This is a genomic window from Streptomyces sp. NPDC001380, from assembly GCF_042895785.1.
In the GTDB taxonomy this organism is placed as follows: Bacteria; Actinomycetota; Actinomycetes; order Streptomycetales; family Streptomycetaceae; genus Peterkaempfera.
Window position 1 is genome coordinate 183967 of the sequence record NZ_JBIAWP010000009.1, and the last position, 17564, is coordinate 201530.

16 protein-coding genes are annotated in these 17564 nt (G+C 77.2%); 12 read left to right on the forward strand and 4 right to left on the reverse strand.

Annotated elements, in window-relative coordinates:
- Positions 1 to 50: 50 nt before the first annotated feature.
- Entirely contained in the window at positions 51 to 860 is an 810-nt protein-coding gene (gene proC, locus ACFY07_RS13890; protein ID WP_390868857.1) for a pyrroline-5-carboxylate reductase, read from the forward strand.
- Between the two features lie 81 nt (positions 861 to 941).
- Positions 942 to 1604 (forward strand): HAD family hydrolase, encoded by a 663-nt coding sequence (locus tag ACFY07_RS13895; RefSeq protein WP_390868858.1) that lies wholly within the window; start codon positions 942 to 944, stop codon positions 1602 to 1604.
- 81 nt (positions 1605 to 1685) lie between these two features.
- Here the strand turns inward: ACFY07_RS13895 and ACFY07_RS13900 are convergent, their stop codons facing one another.
- On the reverse strand, positions 1686 to 3125 hold the full coding sequence (locus ACFY07_RS13900) for a M23 family metallopeptidase (RefSeq protein WP_390868859.1): 1440 nt from the start codon (positions 3123 to 3125) through the stop codon (positions 1686 to 1688).
- A gap of 240 nt (positions 3126 to 3365) precedes the next feature.
- On the opposite strand from ACFY07_RS13900, the gene ACFY07_RS13905 reads away from it, so the two are divergent.
- The 6 genes from ACFY07_RS13905 (at position 3366) to ACFY07_RS13930 (ending at position 9825) form a co-directional block, all read left to right on the forward strand.
- Entirely contained in the window at positions 3366 to 4832 is a 1467-nt protein-coding gene (locus tag ACFY07_RS13905; protein WP_390868860.1) for an MFS transporter, read from the forward strand.
- A 37-nt stretch (positions 4833 to 4869) separates the two neighbouring features.
- Entirely contained in the window at positions 4870 to 6114 is a 1245-nt protein-coding gene (locus ACFY07_RS13910; protein WP_390868861.1) for an acetoin utilization protein AcuC, read from the forward strand.
- Positions 6115 to 6504: 390 nt separating this feature from the next.
- Positions 6505 to 6714, forward strand: a complete 210-nt coding sequence (locus tag ACFY07_RS13915; protein ID WP_230746143.1) for a helix-turn-helix domain-containing protein — start codon at positions 6505 to 6507, stop codon at positions 6712 to 6714.
- Between the two features lie 179 nt (positions 6715 to 6893).
- Positions 6894 to 6992, forward strand: coding sequence for a 30S ribosomal protein bS22 (locus tag ACFY07_RS13920; protein WP_003948845.1), 99 nt, complete (start codon positions 6894 to 6896; stop codon positions 6990 to 6992).
- A 347-nt stretch (positions 6993 to 7339) separates the two neighbouring features.
- Positions 7340 to 8500 (forward strand): NAD-dependent epimerase/dehydratase family protein, encoded by a 1161-nt coding sequence (locus tag ACFY07_RS13925; RefSeq protein ID WP_230746146.1) that lies wholly within the window; start codon positions 7340 to 7342, stop codon positions 8498 to 8500.
- Between the two features lie 20 nt (positions 8501 to 8520).
- Complete coding sequence (locus ACFY07_RS13930; protein ID WP_390868926.1) at positions 8521 to 9825, forward strand: 1-acyl-sn-glycerol-3-phosphate acyltransferase; 1305 nt, start codon at positions 8521 to 8523, stop codon at positions 9823 to 9825.
- A gap of 243 nt (positions 9826 to 10068) precedes the next feature.
- Here ACFY07_RS13930 and ACFY07_RS13935 read toward each other — a convergent pair whose 3' ends face one another.
- The 3 genes from ACFY07_RS13935 to ACFY07_RS13945 form a co-directional block, all read right to left on the reverse strand.
- Positions 10069 to 11364: a DUF5667 domain-containing protein gene (locus tag ACFY07_RS13935; RefSeq protein ID WP_390868862.1), complete on the reverse strand. Its 1296-nt coding sequence runs from the start codon at positions 11362 to 11364 to the stop codon at positions 10069 to 10071.
- A 130-nt stretch (positions 11365 to 11494) separates the two neighbouring features.
- Positions 11495 to 12271, reverse strand: a complete 777-nt coding sequence (locus ACFY07_RS13940; RefSeq protein WP_390868863.1) for an ECF subfamily RNA polymerase sigma factor, BldN family — start codon at positions 12269 to 12271, stop codon at positions 11495 to 11497.
- Positions 12272 to 12844: 573 nt separating this feature from the next.
- Positions 12845 to 13867, reverse strand: a complete 1023-nt coding sequence (locus ACFY07_RS13945) for an HAD family hydrolase (RefSeq protein ID WP_390868864.1) — start codon at positions 13865 to 13867, stop codon at positions 12845 to 12847.
- 270 nt (positions 13868 to 14137) lie between these two features.
- On the opposite strand from ACFY07_RS13945, the gene ACFY07_RS13950 reads away from it, so the two are divergent.
- The 4 genes from ACFY07_RS13950 (at position 14138) to ACFY07_RS13965 (ending at position 17537) form a co-directional block, all read left to right on the forward strand.
- Positions 14138 to 14416 carry a glutaredoxin family protein gene (locus tag ACFY07_RS13950; RefSeq protein WP_230746155.1) on the forward strand — a complete coding sequence of 93 codons (279 nt, stop codon included), beginning with the start codon at positions 14138 to 14140 and terminating at the stop codon, positions 14414 to 14416.
- A gap of 105 nt (positions 14417 to 14521) precedes the next feature.
- Entirely contained in the window at positions 14522 to 15247 is a 726-nt protein-coding gene (locus tag ACFY07_RS13955; RefSeq protein ID WP_390868865.1) for an exonuclease domain-containing protein, read from the forward strand.
- A 101-nt stretch (positions 15248 to 15348) separates the two neighbouring features.
- Positions 15349 to 16206, forward strand: a complete 858-nt coding sequence (locus tag ACFY07_RS13960) for a redox-sensing transcriptional repressor Rex (RefSeq protein WP_230746159.1) — start codon at positions 15349 to 15351, stop codon at positions 16204 to 16206.
- On the forward strand, positions 16203 to 17537 hold the full coding sequence (locus ACFY07_RS13965) for a glutamyl-tRNA reductase (protein ID WP_230746161.1): 1335 nt from the start codon (positions 16203 to 16205) through the stop codon (positions 17535 to 17537). The genes ACFY07_RS13960 and ACFY07_RS13965 overlap by 4 nt, the downstream gene beginning before the upstream one ends.
- Positions 17538 to 17564: the final 27 nt, after the last annotated feature.

Below are 17564 nucleotides of genomic sequence, written 5' to 3' on the forward strand. Positions count from 1 at the left end.
AAGACGACCGGGGGCGCACGCCCCCCGGAACACGACGAGGTGAGCCGCCCATGACCCAGACAGTCGCCGTCCTCGGCGCCGGCAAGATCGGCGAGGCGCTGGTCTCCGGCCTGCTGCGCGCCGGCAGGGCCCCGGCCGACGTCCTGGTCACCGCCCGCCGCGCCGAGCGCGCCGCCGAGCTCCGCGAGCGGTACGGCGTCGAGGCCGTCTCCAACGAGCACGCCGCCAAGGCCGCCGACACCCTGATCCTCACCGTCAAGCCGCAGGACATGGCCGCCCTGCTGGACGAGCTGGCCCCGCACGTCCCCGCCGACCGCCTCGTGGTCTCCGGCGCGGCGGGCGTGCCCACCGCCTGGTTCGAGGAGCGGCTCGCGCCCGGCACCCCCGTGGTGCGGGTGATGACCAACACCCCGGTGCTGGTCGACGAGGCGATGAGCGTCATCTCGGCGGGCGCCCACGCCGCCGAGGAGCACCTGCGCCGCACCGAGGAGATCTTCCGGCCCGTCGGCAGGACGCTGCGGGTCCCCGAGGCCCAGCAGGACGCCGCCACCGCCCTCTCCGGCTCCGGGCCGGCCTACTTCTACCTCCTCGTCGAGGCCATGACCGACGCCGGGATCCTCCTCGGCCTGCCCCGCGCGGTCGCCCACGACCTGATCGTGCAGTCGGCTGTCGGCGCCTCCACGATGCTCCGCGACTCGGGCGAGCACCCGGTCAAACTGCGGGAGGCCGTCACCTCCCCGGCGGGCACCACCATCGCCGCCATCCGCGAGCTGGAGAACCACGGCGTGCGCGCGGCCTTCCTCGCCGCCCTGGAGGCCGCCCGGGACCGCTCCCGGGAGCTGGCCGCCGGCGGGCGGTAGCGCCGCCCCGGGCGGGGGCGCCCGCCCCCGCCCCCGCCGGAGCCCGCCCCCGCCCGTGCCGGCGCCGCATAGGGTGTCCGGGTGCGCTACGACCTGGTGATCCTCGACAACGACGGGGTGCTCTGCGACAGCGAGCCCCTCTCCAACCGGGTGCTGGCCGAGTACCTCACCGAGCTCGGCCACCCCACCACCTTCGACGACTCGGTGCGGGACTTCCTCGGCACGGCGGCGCACCACATCCACGACGTGGTCCGCGCGCGGTCGGGGCGGGCGCTGCCCGACGGCTTCGACGACCTCTTCCACGCCCGGGTCTTCGCCGCCTTCAAGGCGGAGCTCACCGCGGTCGCCGGGGCCGAGGGGCTGCTCAAGGCCCTGGCCGCGTCCGGGACGCCCTACTGCCTGGCGTCCTCCGCGCACCACACCTGGATCCGCACCGCCCTGGACCTCGCCGGACTGCGCGGCCACCTCCCCGAGGACCGGATCTTCAGCGCCCAGGACGTCGGCCGGGGCAAGCCCGCCCCCGACCTCTTCCTGCACGCCGCCCGCACCCTGGGCACGCCGCCGGACCGCTGCGCCGTCGTCGAGGACAGCCCCAACGGCGTGCTCGCCGCCCGCGCGGCCGGGATGGACGTCTTCGGCTACGCCGCGCTCACCCCGGCCGACCGGCTCACCGCGGCCGGGGCGACGCGCCTGTTCGCCGACATGGCGGAGCTGCCGGGACTGCTGGGCCTGGCCGGGGCCTGACCCGGCGGCGGACCGGTACCCGACCGGGCGGCGGACCGGTCCGGCCGCCCCCGGGCCACGGGCTCCCGGCCCCCGCGGCCCTCAGCCCTCGACGGTGAGGCGGCGGCCGCGCAGCGGCGCCCCGCGCAGCTCGCCGAGGAGCAGCGGCAGGGCCGTTCCGGACCCGGGGGAGGCGGTCGAGGTCCGGGTCTCCGCCCGCAGGTGGAGCAGCGGCTCGCCCCCGGTGTCGCCGGAGTTGCCCACCGCGCCGAGCATCGTCCCCGCCGAGACCCGCGCCCCCGCCCGCACCCGGACGCTGCCCGGCTGCAGGTGCGCCAGCACCACCAGCGCCCGGCCGGTGTCCACGGCGACGTGGTTGCCCAGGGGATGCGCGGGGTCGACGGCACCCGGCTCGTTGTCGGGCAGCCCGTCGACGGCCACCGCCACCACGCCGTCGCAGGGGCTGCGCACCGGGTGCCCGTACGCCGCGTAGGCGTCGTTCTCCGCCGGCATCAGGCCCAGGGCGCGGCGGCGGCGCCACCGCAGGCCGCTGCCGAGCACGGTGAGGTCGACGGCGAGGCGGGCGGCGCGGCCGTAGGCGTCCGCCGCGTGCCGGTTGAGGGCGGGGCCGCCGGCCTGGAGCAGGCAGAGGGTGCCGCCGCGCAGCGGCGAGGCCAGCACCAGCGGCGGGTCCGCGGGGTCGGTCCGGGGACGGCAGCGGGCGGCGGTCCAGGCGGCGGCGGCCAGGACGGCCAGCGGCGGCAGCAGCGCGAGCGGCGCCCGCAGGTCCCAGGCCAGGTCGGCGGCGGGCACGCGCAGGCCGGCGGCGGCGGTCCCGGCCACGGCGGCGCCGGGCAGCAGCCGGGCGTACGGGGGCAGGGCGTGCCAGGGGCCGACGTGCAGCAGGCACCAGGCGGCGGCGGCCGCGGCGAGCAGGAGCAGCAGCCACTGCGTGGCCGAGACCGCGGCCAGGGCCAGGGCGAGCTGGAGCACCGCCCAGCCGGCGGTCCCGGCGGCGGCCAGCGCGTACCGGCGGGCGGCCTCCTGCCGGGCCTGCGCGGCGGTGGAGACGGGGGCCGGGCGCGCTGCGGGCGGCGCGGGGGCGGCCGGCCGTGCGGCGGCGGCAGGACCGGCGACCGGACGGGTGGACGGGCCGGCGACCCGGCGCTCGGCGGCCCGCCGGGGGCCGGGGGGTTCGGCGGCGGTGCGGCGGGCCGTCAGCGCGGCCGGTCCGAGGACCAGCGAGGTGAGCAGGCCGTCGCCGTCCAGGCCGGCCCAGAGCAGCTCGCCGCCGTCGGCGCAGTGCACCCGCCACAGGCCCTCGTGGGGCTGGACCGACCGCACGGCGCCGTGCCGCTCGCGGAGCTGGTCCACCATCAGCTGCAGCCGGTCGACGGGGACCCGCTCCAGCAGCTCCGGGGCGAAGACGGACCGCGGGAGCCGAGGCGCCGTCAGGACGGCGGTGAGCAGGTCCTGGAGGGTCCGGTCGACGGCCTGGCGGCGGCGGACGTGCAGGAGCTGGGGACCGAGAGCGCGCACCATCCCCACGACGTGTCCTCATCTCTCCCGGGGGGCCGTCACCTACGGCACACACTCTCACCGTAAGCACCGATGAGCGCAAAACATGGCAACTCACCCGAAGGGAGTCACAAGGGATGGCGGAATCCAGCGGAACCGCCGCGTCCGGACCCTTCCGCGGCCCGCCCCGCGCCCCTACGCTCACGCCGGAACCGCCCGCCGGACGGCGGCACGAGGGGCGGCGGCACGGAGGGGAGCCCGGCCATGGAGGGGAGGCCCGCCACGGAGGGGCGGGGAGCCGCGGGCGCGGCCCCCGCGGGGGGAGTTCCCGCAGGGGCAGCTCCCGCCGAGGGAGCTCCCGCGGGAGGAGCGCCGGCGGGAGGGGCGCCCCGGGAGACGGCGCCCGCGGAGGCGGCCCGCCGCCTGCGGCGGGCCCGGACCGCCCTGCTCGCCTGCTTCCTCTGCCAGGGGGCGGCCTTCGCCCTGCTCGTCACCCGCATCCCGGCCGTCCAGGACCGGTACGGCGTCGGGGACGCGCTCCTCCCGGCCCTCCTCGCCGCGGTGCCCGTCCTCGCCGGAGCGGGCAGCGCCGCCTCGGAGCACCTCGCCCGGCGCACCTCCGCCCGCGCGGTGCTGCGGACCGCGCAGCCCCTGACCCTGCTCGCCCTCGCCTGCACCGGGGCGGGCACCGCCCTGTGGCAGCTGGCCCTGGCCCTGGCGGCCTTCGGCCTGGCCGTCGGCGCGCTGGACGCCTCGATGAACATGCTCGGCGTCGACCTCCAGCGCCGCTGCGGACGCTCCGTCATGCTCGGCTTCCACGCCGCCTTCAGCCTGGGCGGCATCGCCGGGGCCACCCTGGCCTGGGCCGGCGCGCACGGGCACCTCCCGCTGCCGGTGCTGTTCGGCGGCACGGCCGCGGTGCTGCTGCCGGTGGTCCTGGCGGCGGGCACCCGGCACCTGGGGCCGGCCGGTCCGGACGCCGGTGGCGCCCCGGCCGCGCGGGAGGACCGGGCCGTGCAGGAGGACCGGGCCGCGCGGGACGGGTCCGCCGCCCCGCGCCGACCCGTCCCCTGGCGGCCGCTGCTGCCGCTCTGCTTCGCCATGACCGCCGCGTACATCGCCGACGCCACCGTCTCCAACTGGAGCGCCAAGTACCTCCACGACACCCTGCACGCCTCCGAGGCCCTGGCCACCGTCCCGTACAACGCCTACACGGCGGCCATGCTGGCGGGCCGGACCTTCGGCGACGCGGCCGTGCAGCGCTGGGGCGCCCCCGCGGTGGTGCGGACGGGCGCCGTGCTCTCCGCGCTCGGCTTCGCGGCCGCCGCGACCGCGCCCGGCCCCTGGACCGGCGTCCTGGGCTTCGCCCTGCTGGGCGCGGGGCTGTGCGCCGTCGTGCCGCAGGTCTTCGCCGCGGGGGCCCGGCGCCTCCCGCACGCGCGGGAGACGGCGGTGGCGCGCCTCAACCTCTTCAACTACGCCGGCTTCCTGGTCGGTTCGCCCCTCGTCGGCGCGGTCGGCGACGCCGCCTCCTACCGGGCGGCGCTCGCGATCCCGCTCGTCCTCGTCCTCGCCGTCCTGCCGGTCTCCCGGGCCTTCGGCCCCGCACCGCGTCGGGCCGCCGACCCCGGCACCGCCCCCACCGCCCCCACCGCCCCCACCGCCCCCACCGCCGCCCCGGCCGGCCCCGACCCGGACGCGGGGACCGGCGCGGTCGCCGGGGCGGGCTGACCGGCCCGGCGCGGGCCCCTCCGCTACCGTGGCGGCCATGTCCGCCCCCGCCGCCCGGCCCCGAACCGTCCCCTGCGGCCTCCGCCTGCAGTGGGACGAGGCCGTCACCGCCTACGACTTCGGCCCCGGCCACCCCATGGACCCGGTGCGGCTCGCCCTCACCATGCGGCTCGTGGAGGCCTTCGGCATCCCCGACGCGCCGGGCGTCACCGTCGGGGCGGCCGCCCCCGCCGGCGACTCCACGCTGCGGCTGGTGCACGACCAGGCCTACATCGACGCCGTCCGCCGCACCGCCGCGCACTGGGACGACCCGGCCGGGCAGGACGTGCGGCGCGGCCTCGGCACCGAGGACAACCCGGCCTTCGCCGCCATGCACACCGCCTCCGCGCTGATCGCCGGCCAGTCGGTCGCCGCCGCCGAGGCCGTGTGGCCCGCGCCCGGCACCCCCGGCGACCGGCCGCGCCCCCTGCACGCCGTCAACGTCGCCGGCGGCCTGCACCACGCGATGCCCGAGCGGGCCTCCGGCTTCTGCGTCTACAACGACGCGGCGCTCGCCGTCGCCCGCCTGCTGGAACTCGGCGTCGAGCGGGTCGCCTACGTCGACGTGGACGTCCACCACGGCGACGGCGTGCAGCACGTCTTCTGGAACGACCCCCGGGTGCTCACCGTCTCGGTCCACGAGCACCCCGCCACGCTCTTCCCGCAGACCGGCTGGCCCGGCGAGACCGGAGGCCCGGACGCGCCCGGCAGCGCGGTCAACGTCCCGCTGCCCGCCGGAACCGGCGACGCGGGCTGGCTGCGCGCCTTCCACGCCACCGTCCCCGAGCTGCTGGCCGCCTTCCGGCCGCAGGTGCTGGTCACCCAGCACGGCGCCGACACCCACGCCGAGGACCCCCTCGCGCACTTCGCCGTCTCGCTGGACGCCCAGCGGGCCATGGCCGAGGCCCTCCACGACCTCGCCCACCGGTACGCGGACGGCCGCTGGGTCGCGCTCGGAGGCGGCGGGTACGCCGTCGTCGACGTCGTGCCGCGCATCTGGACGCACCTCACGGCCATCGCCGCCGGGCGCCCCCTGGACCCGGAGTCCGACACGCCCGCCGAGTGGCGCGCCGAGGTGTACCGCCGCACCCGGCGGCAGGCGCCGCTGCGGATGACCGACGGCCGCCACCCGGTGGTCTGGCCCGACTTCGCGGAGGGCGGCTACGACCCCGCCGACCGGCTCGACCAGGCGATCCTCGCGGCCCGCCGCGAGGTCTTCCCGTACCACGGCCTGCTCCCCTGACCCGTCCGGCCGCACCGCCGTCCGCCCGCACCGCTGTTCCCACCGCCGTCCGCACCGCTGTTCCCACCGCCGTCCGCGCGCCGGGCGTGCGACCGGCGCGCGGACGGCGGCCGGGGCGCGCCCTCCGCGCTCCCGCGCGGGCCGCGCGCTTCCGCGAGCCGACGCCGGGACCGGGGGCGCGGGAGGCCCCCGGCGACGCCGGGCCACCGGTCCGCGCCCGCCCGCCCGGCGCTCACCTGCTGCGACGGATCGTGCGGCCACGGTGACGGAGGCGGCCTCACCCCTCTTCCCACCCGCACCACCCGCAACTACTCTGGGGATACGGGTGTGCTGGCTTCAGTCACCGGAGGGGAAGCCGGTGCTCAGCACATGCGAAAGGTCGGTGCTGACATGGCGTCTGGTGAGAGGCCTCTGAACGAGGTGAACTTCCTGACCGTGGCGGAGGTGGCCGCGGTCATGCGGGTGTCCAAGATGACCGTGTACCGGTTGGTGCACGGCGGGGAGCTGCCCGCCATCAGGGTGGGACGCTCCTTCCGGGTCCCCGAGCAGGCGGTCCACGACTACCTCCGGGAGTCCTACGTCGGGAGGGAGACCGCCTAGCGGACCCGGGGCGCGGCGCTGCCGGGACGGGCCCGGCGGGAGTCCGCCGCACCCGTGTGTGCGACTCGATTACGGCACGCGGGGTGCGGAAGGTAGGCTATGGCTTCCGTCAGTCGTATCCGGACTCCAGAGCACCGCGCCGCGGTCGCGAGAGAGTCCCAGTGAGCGAGGGTTGTTCCGTGGGCTCTGTCATCAAGAAGCGCCGCAAGCGTATGGCCAAGAAGAAGCACCGCAAGCTGCTGAAGCGGACGCGTGTGCAGCGGCGCAACAAGAAGTAAGCAGCGCCCCGATCAGCCCGACGCCCGCCCCGGCCCACCGCCGGGGCGGGCGTCGGCGTGTCCGGGCCGGCCGCCGCCCCTGCACCGGCGGCCCCCTCCGCGCCGGGGGCCGCTGCCGGGCCGGACCCCCCGGGTCCGGTCCCCGGGACGTCCGGCCCGCCGGGGAGGCCCGGACGCCCTCCGCCCCGGACACCCTCCGCTGTCGTAGGATCACGGAGACGGCGTGCCGCCGGGCGGCACGGCCCCGGTGATCGCCGCCACACCGGTGACGCCGGGTCGTCCCCCTGAAACAACCAGGCGATACGGTGCTGTGCGGGCAGGGGTTTTCGGACGGGAGGACTTCCACCGTGGGAAAGGTCGTGCTCGTCACGGGGGTGGCCCGCCACCTCGGCGCCCGGTTCGTCCGGGAGATCCGGCGGGAGCCGGACGTCGACCTGGTCGTCGGCGTCGACGTCCAGCCGTCCCCGTACGGCCTGGAGCAGGCGCCCCCCGAGGGGTCCGGCGGCCGCGTCGCCGACTACGTCTTCGCCCGCGCCGACATCCGCCGCCCCGCCGTGGCCCGGATCATCGCCGAGCACTCCGTCGACACCGTGGTCCACCTGAACGTGACCGCGACCCCGCTGGGCTCCGGCGGCCGCGGCACGGTCAAGGAGACCAACGTCATCGGCACCATGCAGCTGCTCGGCGCCTGCCAGAAGGCCCCCACCGTGCAGCGGCTCGTGGTCAAGTCCACCACCAGCGTGTACGGCTCCGCCCCGCGCGACCCCGCCGTCTTCACCGAGCAGATGCAGCCCCGGGCGCTGCCCTCCGGCGGCTTCGCCAAGGACGCCTGCGAGGTCGAGGGGTACGTCCGCGGCTTCTCCCGCCGCCGCCCCGACGTGGCCGTCTGCGTCCTGCGGTTCGCCAACATCGTCGGCCCGGCCGCGGACACCCCGCTCAACGAGTACTTCTCGCTGCCGGTGCTCCCCACCGTGCTCGGCTACGACCCCCGGATGCAGTTCGTCCACGAGGACGACGCGGTCGAGGTGCTCCGGCTCGCCGCCCTCGAACCACGCCGCGGCACCACCAACAGCGGCACCTTCAACGTCGCCGGCGAGGGCGTGCTGCTGCTCTCCCAGTGCGCCCGCCGCCTCGCCCGCCCCACCGTCCCGCTGCTGCTCCCCGCCATCAGCTGGGTCGCCGGACTGATCCGGCAGACCCGGGTCGCGGACTTCTCCCCGGAGCAGATCCGGCTCCTGACCCACGGCCGGGTCGTCGATGTGAGGCACCTTCACGAGACCTTCGGGTACACGCCCGTACGCAGCACCGCCGAGGCCTTCGCGGACTTCGCGGCGGCCGCGGCGGCCGGCCTGCTCCCCACGGAGCGCCTGGCGGCCGCCACCGACCGGCTGGCGGGGATGCTGCCGCCCGCCGGCCGCACCCCCGCGGCGGCGGGACGCACCACGGAAGGGGGCCCCGCGGGAGCGGGCCCCGCGGAATCGGGCACATGGGAGCTGGACCTGCGATGAGCGCCGCGAGGGAGTACGCCATGGGCGATGCCAAGGTCATCCCGATCGAGTCCGCCCGGACCGGCGGTGCGGCGCAGCCCCCCTCCCGCGACCGCGAGGCCGCCGCGCAGCCGGACGCCGACCGGACCGCCGCCGACCGGTCCACCGCCGACCGGTCCGCCCCGGGCCGGGAGGGGGCCGACCGGACCCGGCCGGGCACCAGGCCGCCGGCGCAGGGCCGCGACGCCCGGCGCGCCAGGGGGCCGGTGCGCCCGCCCGCGGCCGGGCCCGAGGACGACCGGCGCGCCGCCCACCGGCGGCTGCCGCCGCTCTCCGCCCTGCCCCAGGGCCCGCTGCCCGGTCCGGCCGCCGCGGGCGCGGCGGCCGTCGGGGAGGCGGTCGGCGGGGCCGCCGACCGGGCCGGAGCGGCCGCCGAGCGGATCGCCGACGCGGTCGGCCACGCCCTCGCCGGGCCGCTCGGCGGGGCCGCCGAGCGGCTGCTGGGCCGCGGCTGGGAGCGCCGGGCGGCCAACGGGCTGGCCTTCCTGCGCCGCCGCATCACGGGCGACTACGAGGTGGACGAGTTCGGCTTCGACCGGGAGCTCACCGAGGAGGTGTTCCTGTCGCTGCTGCGCCCGCTGGCCGAGAAGTACTTCCGGGTCGAGGTGCGGGGGATCGAGAACATCCCGGCCGAGGGCGGCGTGCTGATCGTCGCCAACCACTCCGGGGTGGTCCCGCTGGACGCCCTGATGACCCACGTGGCCGTCCACGACCACCACCCGGCCCGCCGCCACCTGCGGATGCTCGCCGCCGACCTGGTCTTCGTCCTCCCCGGCGTCAACGAGCTGGCCCGCAAGGCCGGCCACACCCTGGCCTGCAACGAGGACGCCCAGCGGCTGCTGGAGCGCGGCGAGGTGGTCGGGGTCTGGCCGGAGGGCTTCAAGGGCATCGGCAAGCCGTTCTCCGAGCGCTACAAGCTCCAGCGGTTCGGCCGCGGCGGGTTCGTCGCCTCCGCGCTGCGGGCGCAGGTGCCGATCGTGCCCTGCTCGATCGTGGGCGCCGAGGAGACCTACCCGATGATCGGCAACGCCCGGACCCTCGCCCGGCTCCTCGGCCTGCCGTACGTGCCGCTCACGCCGACCTTCCCCTGGCTGGGGCCGCTCGGCGCCGTGCCGCTGCCCACCAAGTGGACCATCCAGTTCGGCGAGCCGATCGCGACCGACGTCCACCCGCCGGAGGCGGCGGACGACCCGATGCTGGTCTTCGACCTCACCGACGAGGTCCGGGAGACCATCCAGCACACGCTCTACCGCCTGCTGGTGCAGCGCCGCTCGGTCTTCTTCTGAGCCGTCCCCCCGGCCCCTTCCGCGTTCCCGCCCCGGGGCCGGCCGGTCCCGGCGGGGACAGGCGCGCCCCGGGGGCGGACACGCCCCGGAACCGGCCGGACACGCCGGACACGGTCCGGCGCCGGACGCGCCGTGGGGCCGGACGCGCCGCAGGGCCGGGTGTGCCGCAGGGCCGGGCACGCCGAGGGGCCGCCGCGCGCAACCGTGCGGGCGGCGGCCCCGTGCCGCGCGTGTGCCGCGCCGTCAGCCGAGCCCGAGGCCGACCCCGGGCAGCAGGCCCGGGATCAGCGGTGGAACGGTCAGCCCGGGCTTGGCGCCGCCGGTCGCGGTGGACCCGTCCGCCGGGGTGGAGCCCGGGGCCGCCGTGCCGGTGCTGCCGTCCGCCCCGGAGCCGCGGCCGGTCAGGCCGCCGGTGATGCCGTCCACCAGGCCGCCGACCGGGCCCCCGGCCGGGGTGCTGCCCGGCGTCGCGGAGGCCCCCGCGGTGGCCGACGGGGAGGTGTCGTCACGCTGCTCGGCGGCCGGGCTGGACGGGCCGTCGGACGGGGGCCGCCCGGTCGTCCCGGTCCGGTCCGGTCCGGTGGTGGTGCCCGGGCCGCCCGAGCGCGGACCGGCGCCCGGCGTGCCGGTCCCCCCGCCGCCGCCGTGGTCCTGCGGCGGGAGGATGTGCAGCTGCGTGGCGTCCGCCGTCATGTCGTGCAGCAGCTGGGTCACCTGCGAGGCGACCGGGGCGAGCTGCTCGGGCAGCTGCCGCCGCAGCTGCGTCCACTGGTCGTCCTGCGAGCGGGCGAAGCCCGCCAGGCGGCGCATCGGGTCCAGCGAGCCGTTGCTGCGGTAGACGGCCCAGAGCAGCCGGCGGCCGGTCGCCCCCTCCGCGTGCATGTCGGCCAGCGCGGTGCGGATCTGCTCGACGGTGGCGGGGGCGAGGGGGGCGGAGGAGCCGTCGCCGCCGGAGCGGACCACCAGCTCCCGCGCCTCGCGCATCCGGGTGGAGGCGTGGTCCAGCAGCAGCGCGCCGCGCTCGCCGTCGGAGCCGGCCCAGTCCAGCTGCCAGCCCTCCAGGCTGCGCTTCATCCCGTACAGGGTGTCGCCCGGCAGGGCGCCGGTGCTGGCCATCGACACCCCGGTGAGGCCGCCGACCGCGATGCCGGCAGCCAGGCCGCCCGCCGCGAGGCGGCGGCCCCAGCGGGACCGCGGCCGCAGCCGGGCCGCCGCGCCGCCGACGGCGGCGGCCGCCCGGTGGGCGCCGCGGCCGCGCTGCTCCGGAACGCCGGAGCCGGTGCCCGCGGCGAACTCCCGCTCGAAGGCGGCCACCAGCTCCGCCCGCTGGACCGCGCGCACCTCCGCGTCGAGGACGGGCGCCGGGACCGCGGCGGCCGTCAGCGTGTCGGCTGCCGCCAGCAGTTCCGCCATGGCGGTGGAGTGGCCGCGTGCGGGGCCGCCCTCGACGGCCCCGTTCCGGCGGTCGGTGCTCTGGTGCGCCGCAAGCACCTCGGCGAAGGCCTTGGCCCGCCGGTTCTCGAGCACGTTCGCTGTCACGGGTCGCACCTCCTCTCGTCGTTGTCGACACCCCGGACGGCCGGACTGTTGCTCTGGCTGGGCAACGAGCAGCCTCGGGCGTCGGTTACGCACGCCCGATCATGTGATCTCTGATTCATCCTCGCGTGGGTCACCTGGCGTCGCTGGGCAGCAGCCGGGCGAGGGTGCGCACCGCCCGGTACTGGAGGGTCTTGATGGCCCCCTCGTTCTTCCCCATCATCCGGGCGGTCTCGGCGACCGAGAGCCCTTGGAGGAAGCGCAGCGTCACGCACTCGCGCTGCTGTGGGTTGAGTCTGCGGACCGCGTCCAGCAGGGCCGCGTTGGAGAGGGACTCCAGCACGGACTCCTCCGGGCTGCGCTCGACCTCGTTGGCGTCGAGCATCTCCCCGGTGGTCACCTCCAGCCGGAAGCGGCTGGACTTGAAGTGGTCGGCCACCAGGTTGCGGGCGATGGTCACCAGCCAGGCGCCGAAGTCGCGCCCCTGCCAGGTGAAGGTGGAGATCCGCCGCAGGGCCCGCAGGAAGGTCTCGCTGGTGAGGTCCTCGGCGGTGGCCCGGCCGCCGACCCGGTAGTAGATGTAGCGGTAGACCGTGTCCGCGTAGTGGTCGTACAGGCGGCCGAAGGCCTCGCTCTCGCCGGCCTGGGCCCGCTCGACCAGTTCCATCACCGGGTTGTGCCCGTCCTCGGTGGTGCCGGGGCGGGCGCGGTGGCCGGTGGTGCGCGGTCCCGGGGCGGTCCGGGAGCGGGTGCCGGAGGCGGTGCCGCTGCGGAGCGCGGTGCCGGCCGGGGCGAGGACGGGGGCGGCCGGGAGCAGCTGGTCGCGGACCAGGGTGCGCAGCAGGTCCAGGCCGGAGGCTCCGCAGGTGTCGTAGGGAGCGGGCGCGTCGTTCCGGACGTGTGGGTACACGGGACTCCCAGAGGCAGAACTGTATACGTGCAGTGCGGGACCGCCCACCCACCGTGGGACGCATGGGTTCCGGCGTGCGTCAGACGAGAATAACGCTTCGTGAAACTGTCGCTACTCGGTGTCGCCAAAGTGGTCGCTTGAGCCTCTTCTGTTACCCGCGATGAGCTGAAAGTGACCGCCTGGGGCGGCCCGTGACTGTCCGTGGGTGACGCTTCCGTGGCCTTCCGTGACCGTATTTCTCCGCAGCGGCGCGTCGTTCCCCGTGACGCAGGGCCGTAATCCCCCATTTCCGGGGGCCCCGGAGCGATCGGATCCGGTCAGCACGCGGACGGCCCCGCCCGGGATCGGGCGGGGCCGTGCTGTCCGGAGGTGCCGGAACGGACCGGAGGTGTCGGAACAGGCCCGGGGCGTCCGGGCGGACCGGTGCGCCGGGGAGGGGCGCGGAGGGCGAGGGCGCGGCGGGCGAGGGCGTGGCAGGGCGCCGCACACGCCGGGGGCCGGGCCGTCCCCGCGGGACGGCCGCTCGACGGGTCTGCCGCCCGGTCGGGCGGCCGCCCCCGGCGGGCCGACGGGTCAGCGGCGCCTGCGGTACAGCGCCAGCGCCGCGGCGGTGCCGCCCGCGGCGGCGCCCAGGCCGGCCGCGGCCGGGATGCCCACCCGGGCCGCCTTGCGCCCGGTGCGGAAGTCCCGGACCCGCCAGCCCTCGGCGCGGGCGTGCCGGCGCAGCGCGTTGTCCGGGTTGATGACGTAGGGGTAGCCGACCAGCGACAGCATCGGGATGTCGTTGGAGGAGTCGCTGTACGCGGCGCAGCGCTCCAGTTCGAGCCCCTCGCGGCGGGCGAGCGCCCGCACCGCCGCGGCCTTCGCGGGCCCGTGCAGCGGCTCGCCCACGAGCCGCCCGGTGTACACGCCGTCCACCGTCTCCGCGACGGTGCCCAGGGCGCCGGTCATCCCGAGGCGGCGGGCGATGATCCGCGCCGCCTCGACCGGGGCGGCCGTCACCAGCCAGGCCCGCTGGCCCGCCTCCAGGTGCATCTGCACGAGGGCGCGGGTGCCGGGCCACACCTTGTCGGCCATGACCTCCTCGAAGATCTCCTCGCAGATCACCTCGAGGTCCTCGACCCGCTTGCCCTCCACGATGCCCAGCGCGGTGTCCTGCGCGTCGGCCATGTGGGCCGGGTCCTCGGTGCCGTGCAGCCGGAACCACGCCTGCTGCCAGACGAACCGGGCCACGTCGCGGTGGGTGAAGAACTGCCGCTTGTAGAGGCCCAGGCCGAGGTAGAAGACGGCGGCGCCCTGCAGGAGGGTGTTGTCGCAGTCGAAGAAGGCGGCGGCGCGCGGGTCGCCGGTGGCGGGGGGCGCGTCGCCCGGCGTCCGCGCGGCGGGGCGCTCCGCCCGGCCGCCGCGGTCGCGCAGGTGCAGTCCGCGGCGGCGTGCCTGGACGCCCGCCTCCGCCTCCGCGCTCCCGCTCCGGGCGGCCTGGTCGGCCCGGGCCGCCGGGTCGGTCTGGGCGGCGTGGGCGGCGGCCTCGCCGGCCAGCACGGTCCGCTCGGTCACGGACCGCTTCCTCCGGGTGAGCCTTCGCAGCACAGCCATGAGGCGAGCATAGCCAGAGCGGCGGGTCGACCCGGTGACGCGGAGGTCCGGCGCCCGTCAACGCCGCGCGTCGGTGCGGTGACGGAGGAGGTGCCGGGGCCGCGGCGGCCCGCGTCCGTGGGGAACGCCACACCGCCGTGCCCGCCCGCGCCGCCCCCTCCGTCCCGCGGCCCCTCCGCCCGTCCCGCCCCGCCCCCTCCGCCCCCTGGGCGGGTCCCGGGGGTGTCCGGCCGCTGTCGCCGCGGTCCGTGCCGGGAGCAGAATGGCCGGATGAGTCCTCTGCTCCGCCGCCCCGGGCGGCCCGACCCGTCCGCCCGCACCGTCACCCTGATCGCGAAGCCGGGGTGCCACCTCTGCGACGAGGCGCGGGAGGTGATCCTCCGGGTGACCGGCGACCTCGGCGCCTCGTTCGAGGAGAAGGACATCACCCGCGACGCGGAGCTCCACCGCCTGTACTGGGAGCAGATCCCGGTGACGCTGGTCGACGGGAGGCAGCACGACTTCTGGCGCGTCGACGAGCAGCGGCTGCGCAGCGCGCTGACCCGTTGACCGACCGTGCACACCGGCTCCGCCGACTTGTCGCACGGACAGTTCGTCGGCTTACCATCGAGGGGTTTTGAGTCGTACGGGGGTTGGACAGAGAGGGACCGTCCCGTGCTTCCCCGCCGACTCCCGGTGGCGCCCGCCGTGCCCCGTCCGGCGGCGGCCCACGCCCGCGGCTACGCGGTGGTGGACGTCGAGGCCACCGGCCGCAGCCCGTGGCGGCACCGGGTGGTGGAGGTCGCGGTGGTCGCCCTGGACCGCTTCCTGCACCCGGTGGCCGAGTACACCACCCTGATCGACCCGGAGGGCCCGGTGGGCCCCACCCACGTCCACCGGATCACCCAGGACGAGGTGGCGGGCGCGCCGCGCTTCCGGGAGGTCGCCCCGCAGCTGCTGGAGCTGCTCTCCGGCCGCCTGCTGGTCGGCCACCACGTGGCCTGCGACCGCGCCTTCCTGGAGCGCGAGTTCGCCCGGATCGGCGTCGACCTGCCGCCCGTCCCCTCCCTGTGCACCATGCGGCTGGCCCGCGACCACCTGCCCGCCGCGGGCGGCTTCGGCCTGCGGGCCTGCGCGGAGGCGGCGGGCCTGCCGCCGTTCGCGGCGCACACCGCGCTGGGGGACGCCCTGACCACCGCCGACCTGCTGCGGCACTGCGCGGCGCGGCACCCGGCCCGCCCGCTGCGGCCCGCCGAGTGGACCCGGGCGCTGCGGGAGGCCGCCGCCCTGGCGTGGCCCAGCCTGGCCGCGCCCCGCGTCCCCCCGGCGCGGTGCGCCCGGACGCGGGCGAACGCACCGGCGGCCGCGCCGGTTCCGGACGCCCGCGGGGGTGGCGCGTGATGCGCGTCACTGTTCGGGGACAAATCGGACACAATCTTTGTGCACACGTTCACAAACGCATAGCCTGGCTGCCAAAGCCCAGCTTCACCCTCAGGAGCACCGTGGCAACTGGCCGACCCACCCACACCGCCGACCGCGGCCGCCCGGCCAACCGTGGCCGGGGCATTCCGGAGGCCACGGTCGCGCGCCTGCCGCTGTACCTGCGCGCGCTGACCGCCCTCTCCGAGCGCTCGGTGCCCACGGTCTCCTCGGAGGAGCTCGCCTCCGCCGCCGGGGTGAACTCCGCGAAGCTCCGCAAGGACTTCTCCTACCTCGGCTCCTACGGGACCCGGGGCGTCGGCTACGACGTGGAGTACCTCGTCTACCAGATCTCCCGCGAGCTGGGCCTGACCCAGGACTGGCCCGTGGTGATCGTCGGCATCGGCAACCTCGGCCACGCCCTGGCCAACTACGGCGGCTTCGCCTCCCGGGGCTTCCGCGTGGCGGCGCTGCTGGACGCCGACCCCGCCGTGGTGGGAACCAGCGCCGCCGGGCTGCCCGTCCGGCACATGGACGAACTCGAGGACATCGTGGAGGACGAGCAGGTGTCGATCGGCGTCATCACCACGCCGCCCGGTGCCGCCCAGCAGGTCTGCGACCGGCTGGTCGCGGCCGGGGTGACCTCCATCCTGAACTTCGCGCCCACCGTGCTCTCCGTGCCCGACGGCGTGGACGTGCGCAAGGTCGACCTCTCCATCGAGCTGCAGATCCTGGCCTTCCACGAGCAGCGCAAGGCGGGCGAGGAGGCCGAGCAGGCCCTCGCCGCGCCCGCCGCCGCCAAGGCCGCCGCGTCCTCCGGGCCGTCCTCCGAGCCGGTCGTCCCCGCCGCGGCGGACCGCCCGGCCAGGACCGCCGCCAAGCTGCGCCGCGCCGCCGCGTCCGGGACCGACGGGGACCTCCCCGCCGTGATGCCGGCATGAGCCTCCTCGTCGTCGGCCTCAGCCACCGCACCGCGCCCGTCGGCGTCCTGGAGCGCACCGCGCTCACCGGGGACTCCCGCGAGCGGCTGCTGCACGCCTCCGCCGCCTCCGCCACCGTCGCCGAGGCCGCCCTGCTGGCCACCTGCAACCGGGTCGAGCTCTACGCCGACGTGGACAAGTTCCACGCCGGGGTCGCCGAGCTCTCCACCCTGCTGGCCCTGCACAGCGGCGTCGACCTGGACGAGCTGACCGCGCACCTCTACGTCCACTACGAGGACCGCGCCGTGCACCACCTCTTCTCGGTGGCCTGCGGCCTGGACTCCATGGTGGTCGGCGAGGGCCAGATCCTCGGCCAGATCCGCGACGCGCTCTCCCTCGCCCAGGAGGAGCACACCGCCGCCCGCGGCCTCAACGAGCTCTTCCAGCAGGCCCTGCGGGTCGGCAAGCGCGCCCACAGCGAGACCGGCATCGACCGGGCCGGGCAGTCGCTGGTCACCTTCGGCCTGGAGCAGGTCGCCGCCGTGTCCGGCCCCGTCGCCGGCAAGCGTGCGCTGGTCGTCGGCGCGGGCTCGATGAGCTCGCTGGCCGCCGCGACCCTGGACCGCGCCGGGGTGGCCGACCTCGTCATCGCCAATCGCACGGCCGACCGGGCCGAGCGCCTCGCCGCCGGCCTGGGCGCCCGCACGGTCGCCTTCGACAAGGTCGCCGCCGCCATGGCGGAGGCCGACCTCGTCGTCTCCTGCACCGGCGCCGCCGGGCTGGTCATCGACGCCGACCAGGTGCGGGACGCCGTCCGCGACCGCGAGGCCGGCGCGCCGCCGCTGGCCCTGCTCGACCTGGCGATGCCCCGCGACGTCGACGCCGCGGTGCACGCGGTCGAGGGCGCCCGCCTCGTCGACATCGAGAGCCTCGCCGGCGCCGCCGCCGACCAGCCGGGCGCGGTCGACGTGGACGCCGTCCGCGGCATCGTGGCCCAGGAGGTCGAGGCGTTCGGCGCGGCCCAGCGGGCCGCCCGGATCACGCCCACCGTGGTCGCCCTGCGCACCATGGCCTCCGACGTCGTCCTCAGCGAGCTGGACCGGCTCGACGGCCGGCTGCCCGGCCTCGACCCCAAGGCCCGCGCCGAGATCGCCCAGACCGTGCGCCGGGTCGTCGACAAGCTGCTGCACGCGCCCACCGTGCGGGTGAAGCAGCTGGCCGGGGAGCCCGGCGGCGCCTCCTACGCGGAGGCCCTGCGGGAGCTGTTCGACCTCGACCCGGCGGCCGTCGAGGCCGTGTCCGGCGCGCCCCGGCAGGAGGCGGCCCCGGCCGCGAAGGGCGGCGCCCGATGAACCACCACCCAGGCAACCAGCGCGACC

Excerpts from the sequence above, each read along its gene's own strand:
- ACFY07_RS13915 (WP_230746143.1), top strand. The coding sequence starts at position 6,505 with ATGGCGTCTGGTGAGAGGCCTCTGAACGAGGTGAACTTCCTGACCGTG.
- ACFY07_RS13910 (WP_390868861.1), top strand. The coding sequence starts at position 4,870 with ATGTCCGCCCCCGCCGCCCGGCCCCGAACCGTCCCCTGCGGCCTCCGC.
- ACFY07_RS13965 (WP_230746161.1), top strand. The coding sequence starts at position 16,203 with ATGAGCCTCCTCGTCGTCGGCCTCAGCCACCGCACCGCGCCCGTCGGC.
- ACFY07_RS13930 (WP_390868926.1), top strand. The coding sequence starts at position 8,521 with ATGGGCGATGCCAAGGTCATCCCGATCGAGTCCGCCCGGACCGGCGGT.
- ACFY07_RS13900 (WP_390868859.1), bottom strand. The coding sequence starts at position 3,125 with ATGGTGCGCGCTCTCGGTCCCCAGCTCCTGCACGTCCGCCGCCGCCAG.
- proC (WP_390868857.1), top strand. The coding sequence starts at position 51 with ATGACCCAGACAGTCGCCGTCCTCGGCGCCGGCAAGATCGGCGAGGCG.
- ACFY07_RS13905 (WP_390868860.1), top strand. The coding sequence starts at position 3,366 with ATGGAGGGGAGGCCCGCCACGGAGGGGCGGGGAGCCGCGGGCGCGGCC.
- ACFY07_RS13945 (WP_390868864.1), bottom strand. The coding sequence starts at position 13,867 with ATGGCTGTGCTGCGAAGGCTCACCCGGAGGAAGCGGTCCGTGACCGAG.
- ACFY07_RS13950 (WP_230746155.1), top strand. The coding sequence starts at position 14,138 with ATGAGTCCTCTGCTCCGCCGCCCCGGGCGGCCCGACCCGTCCGCCCGC.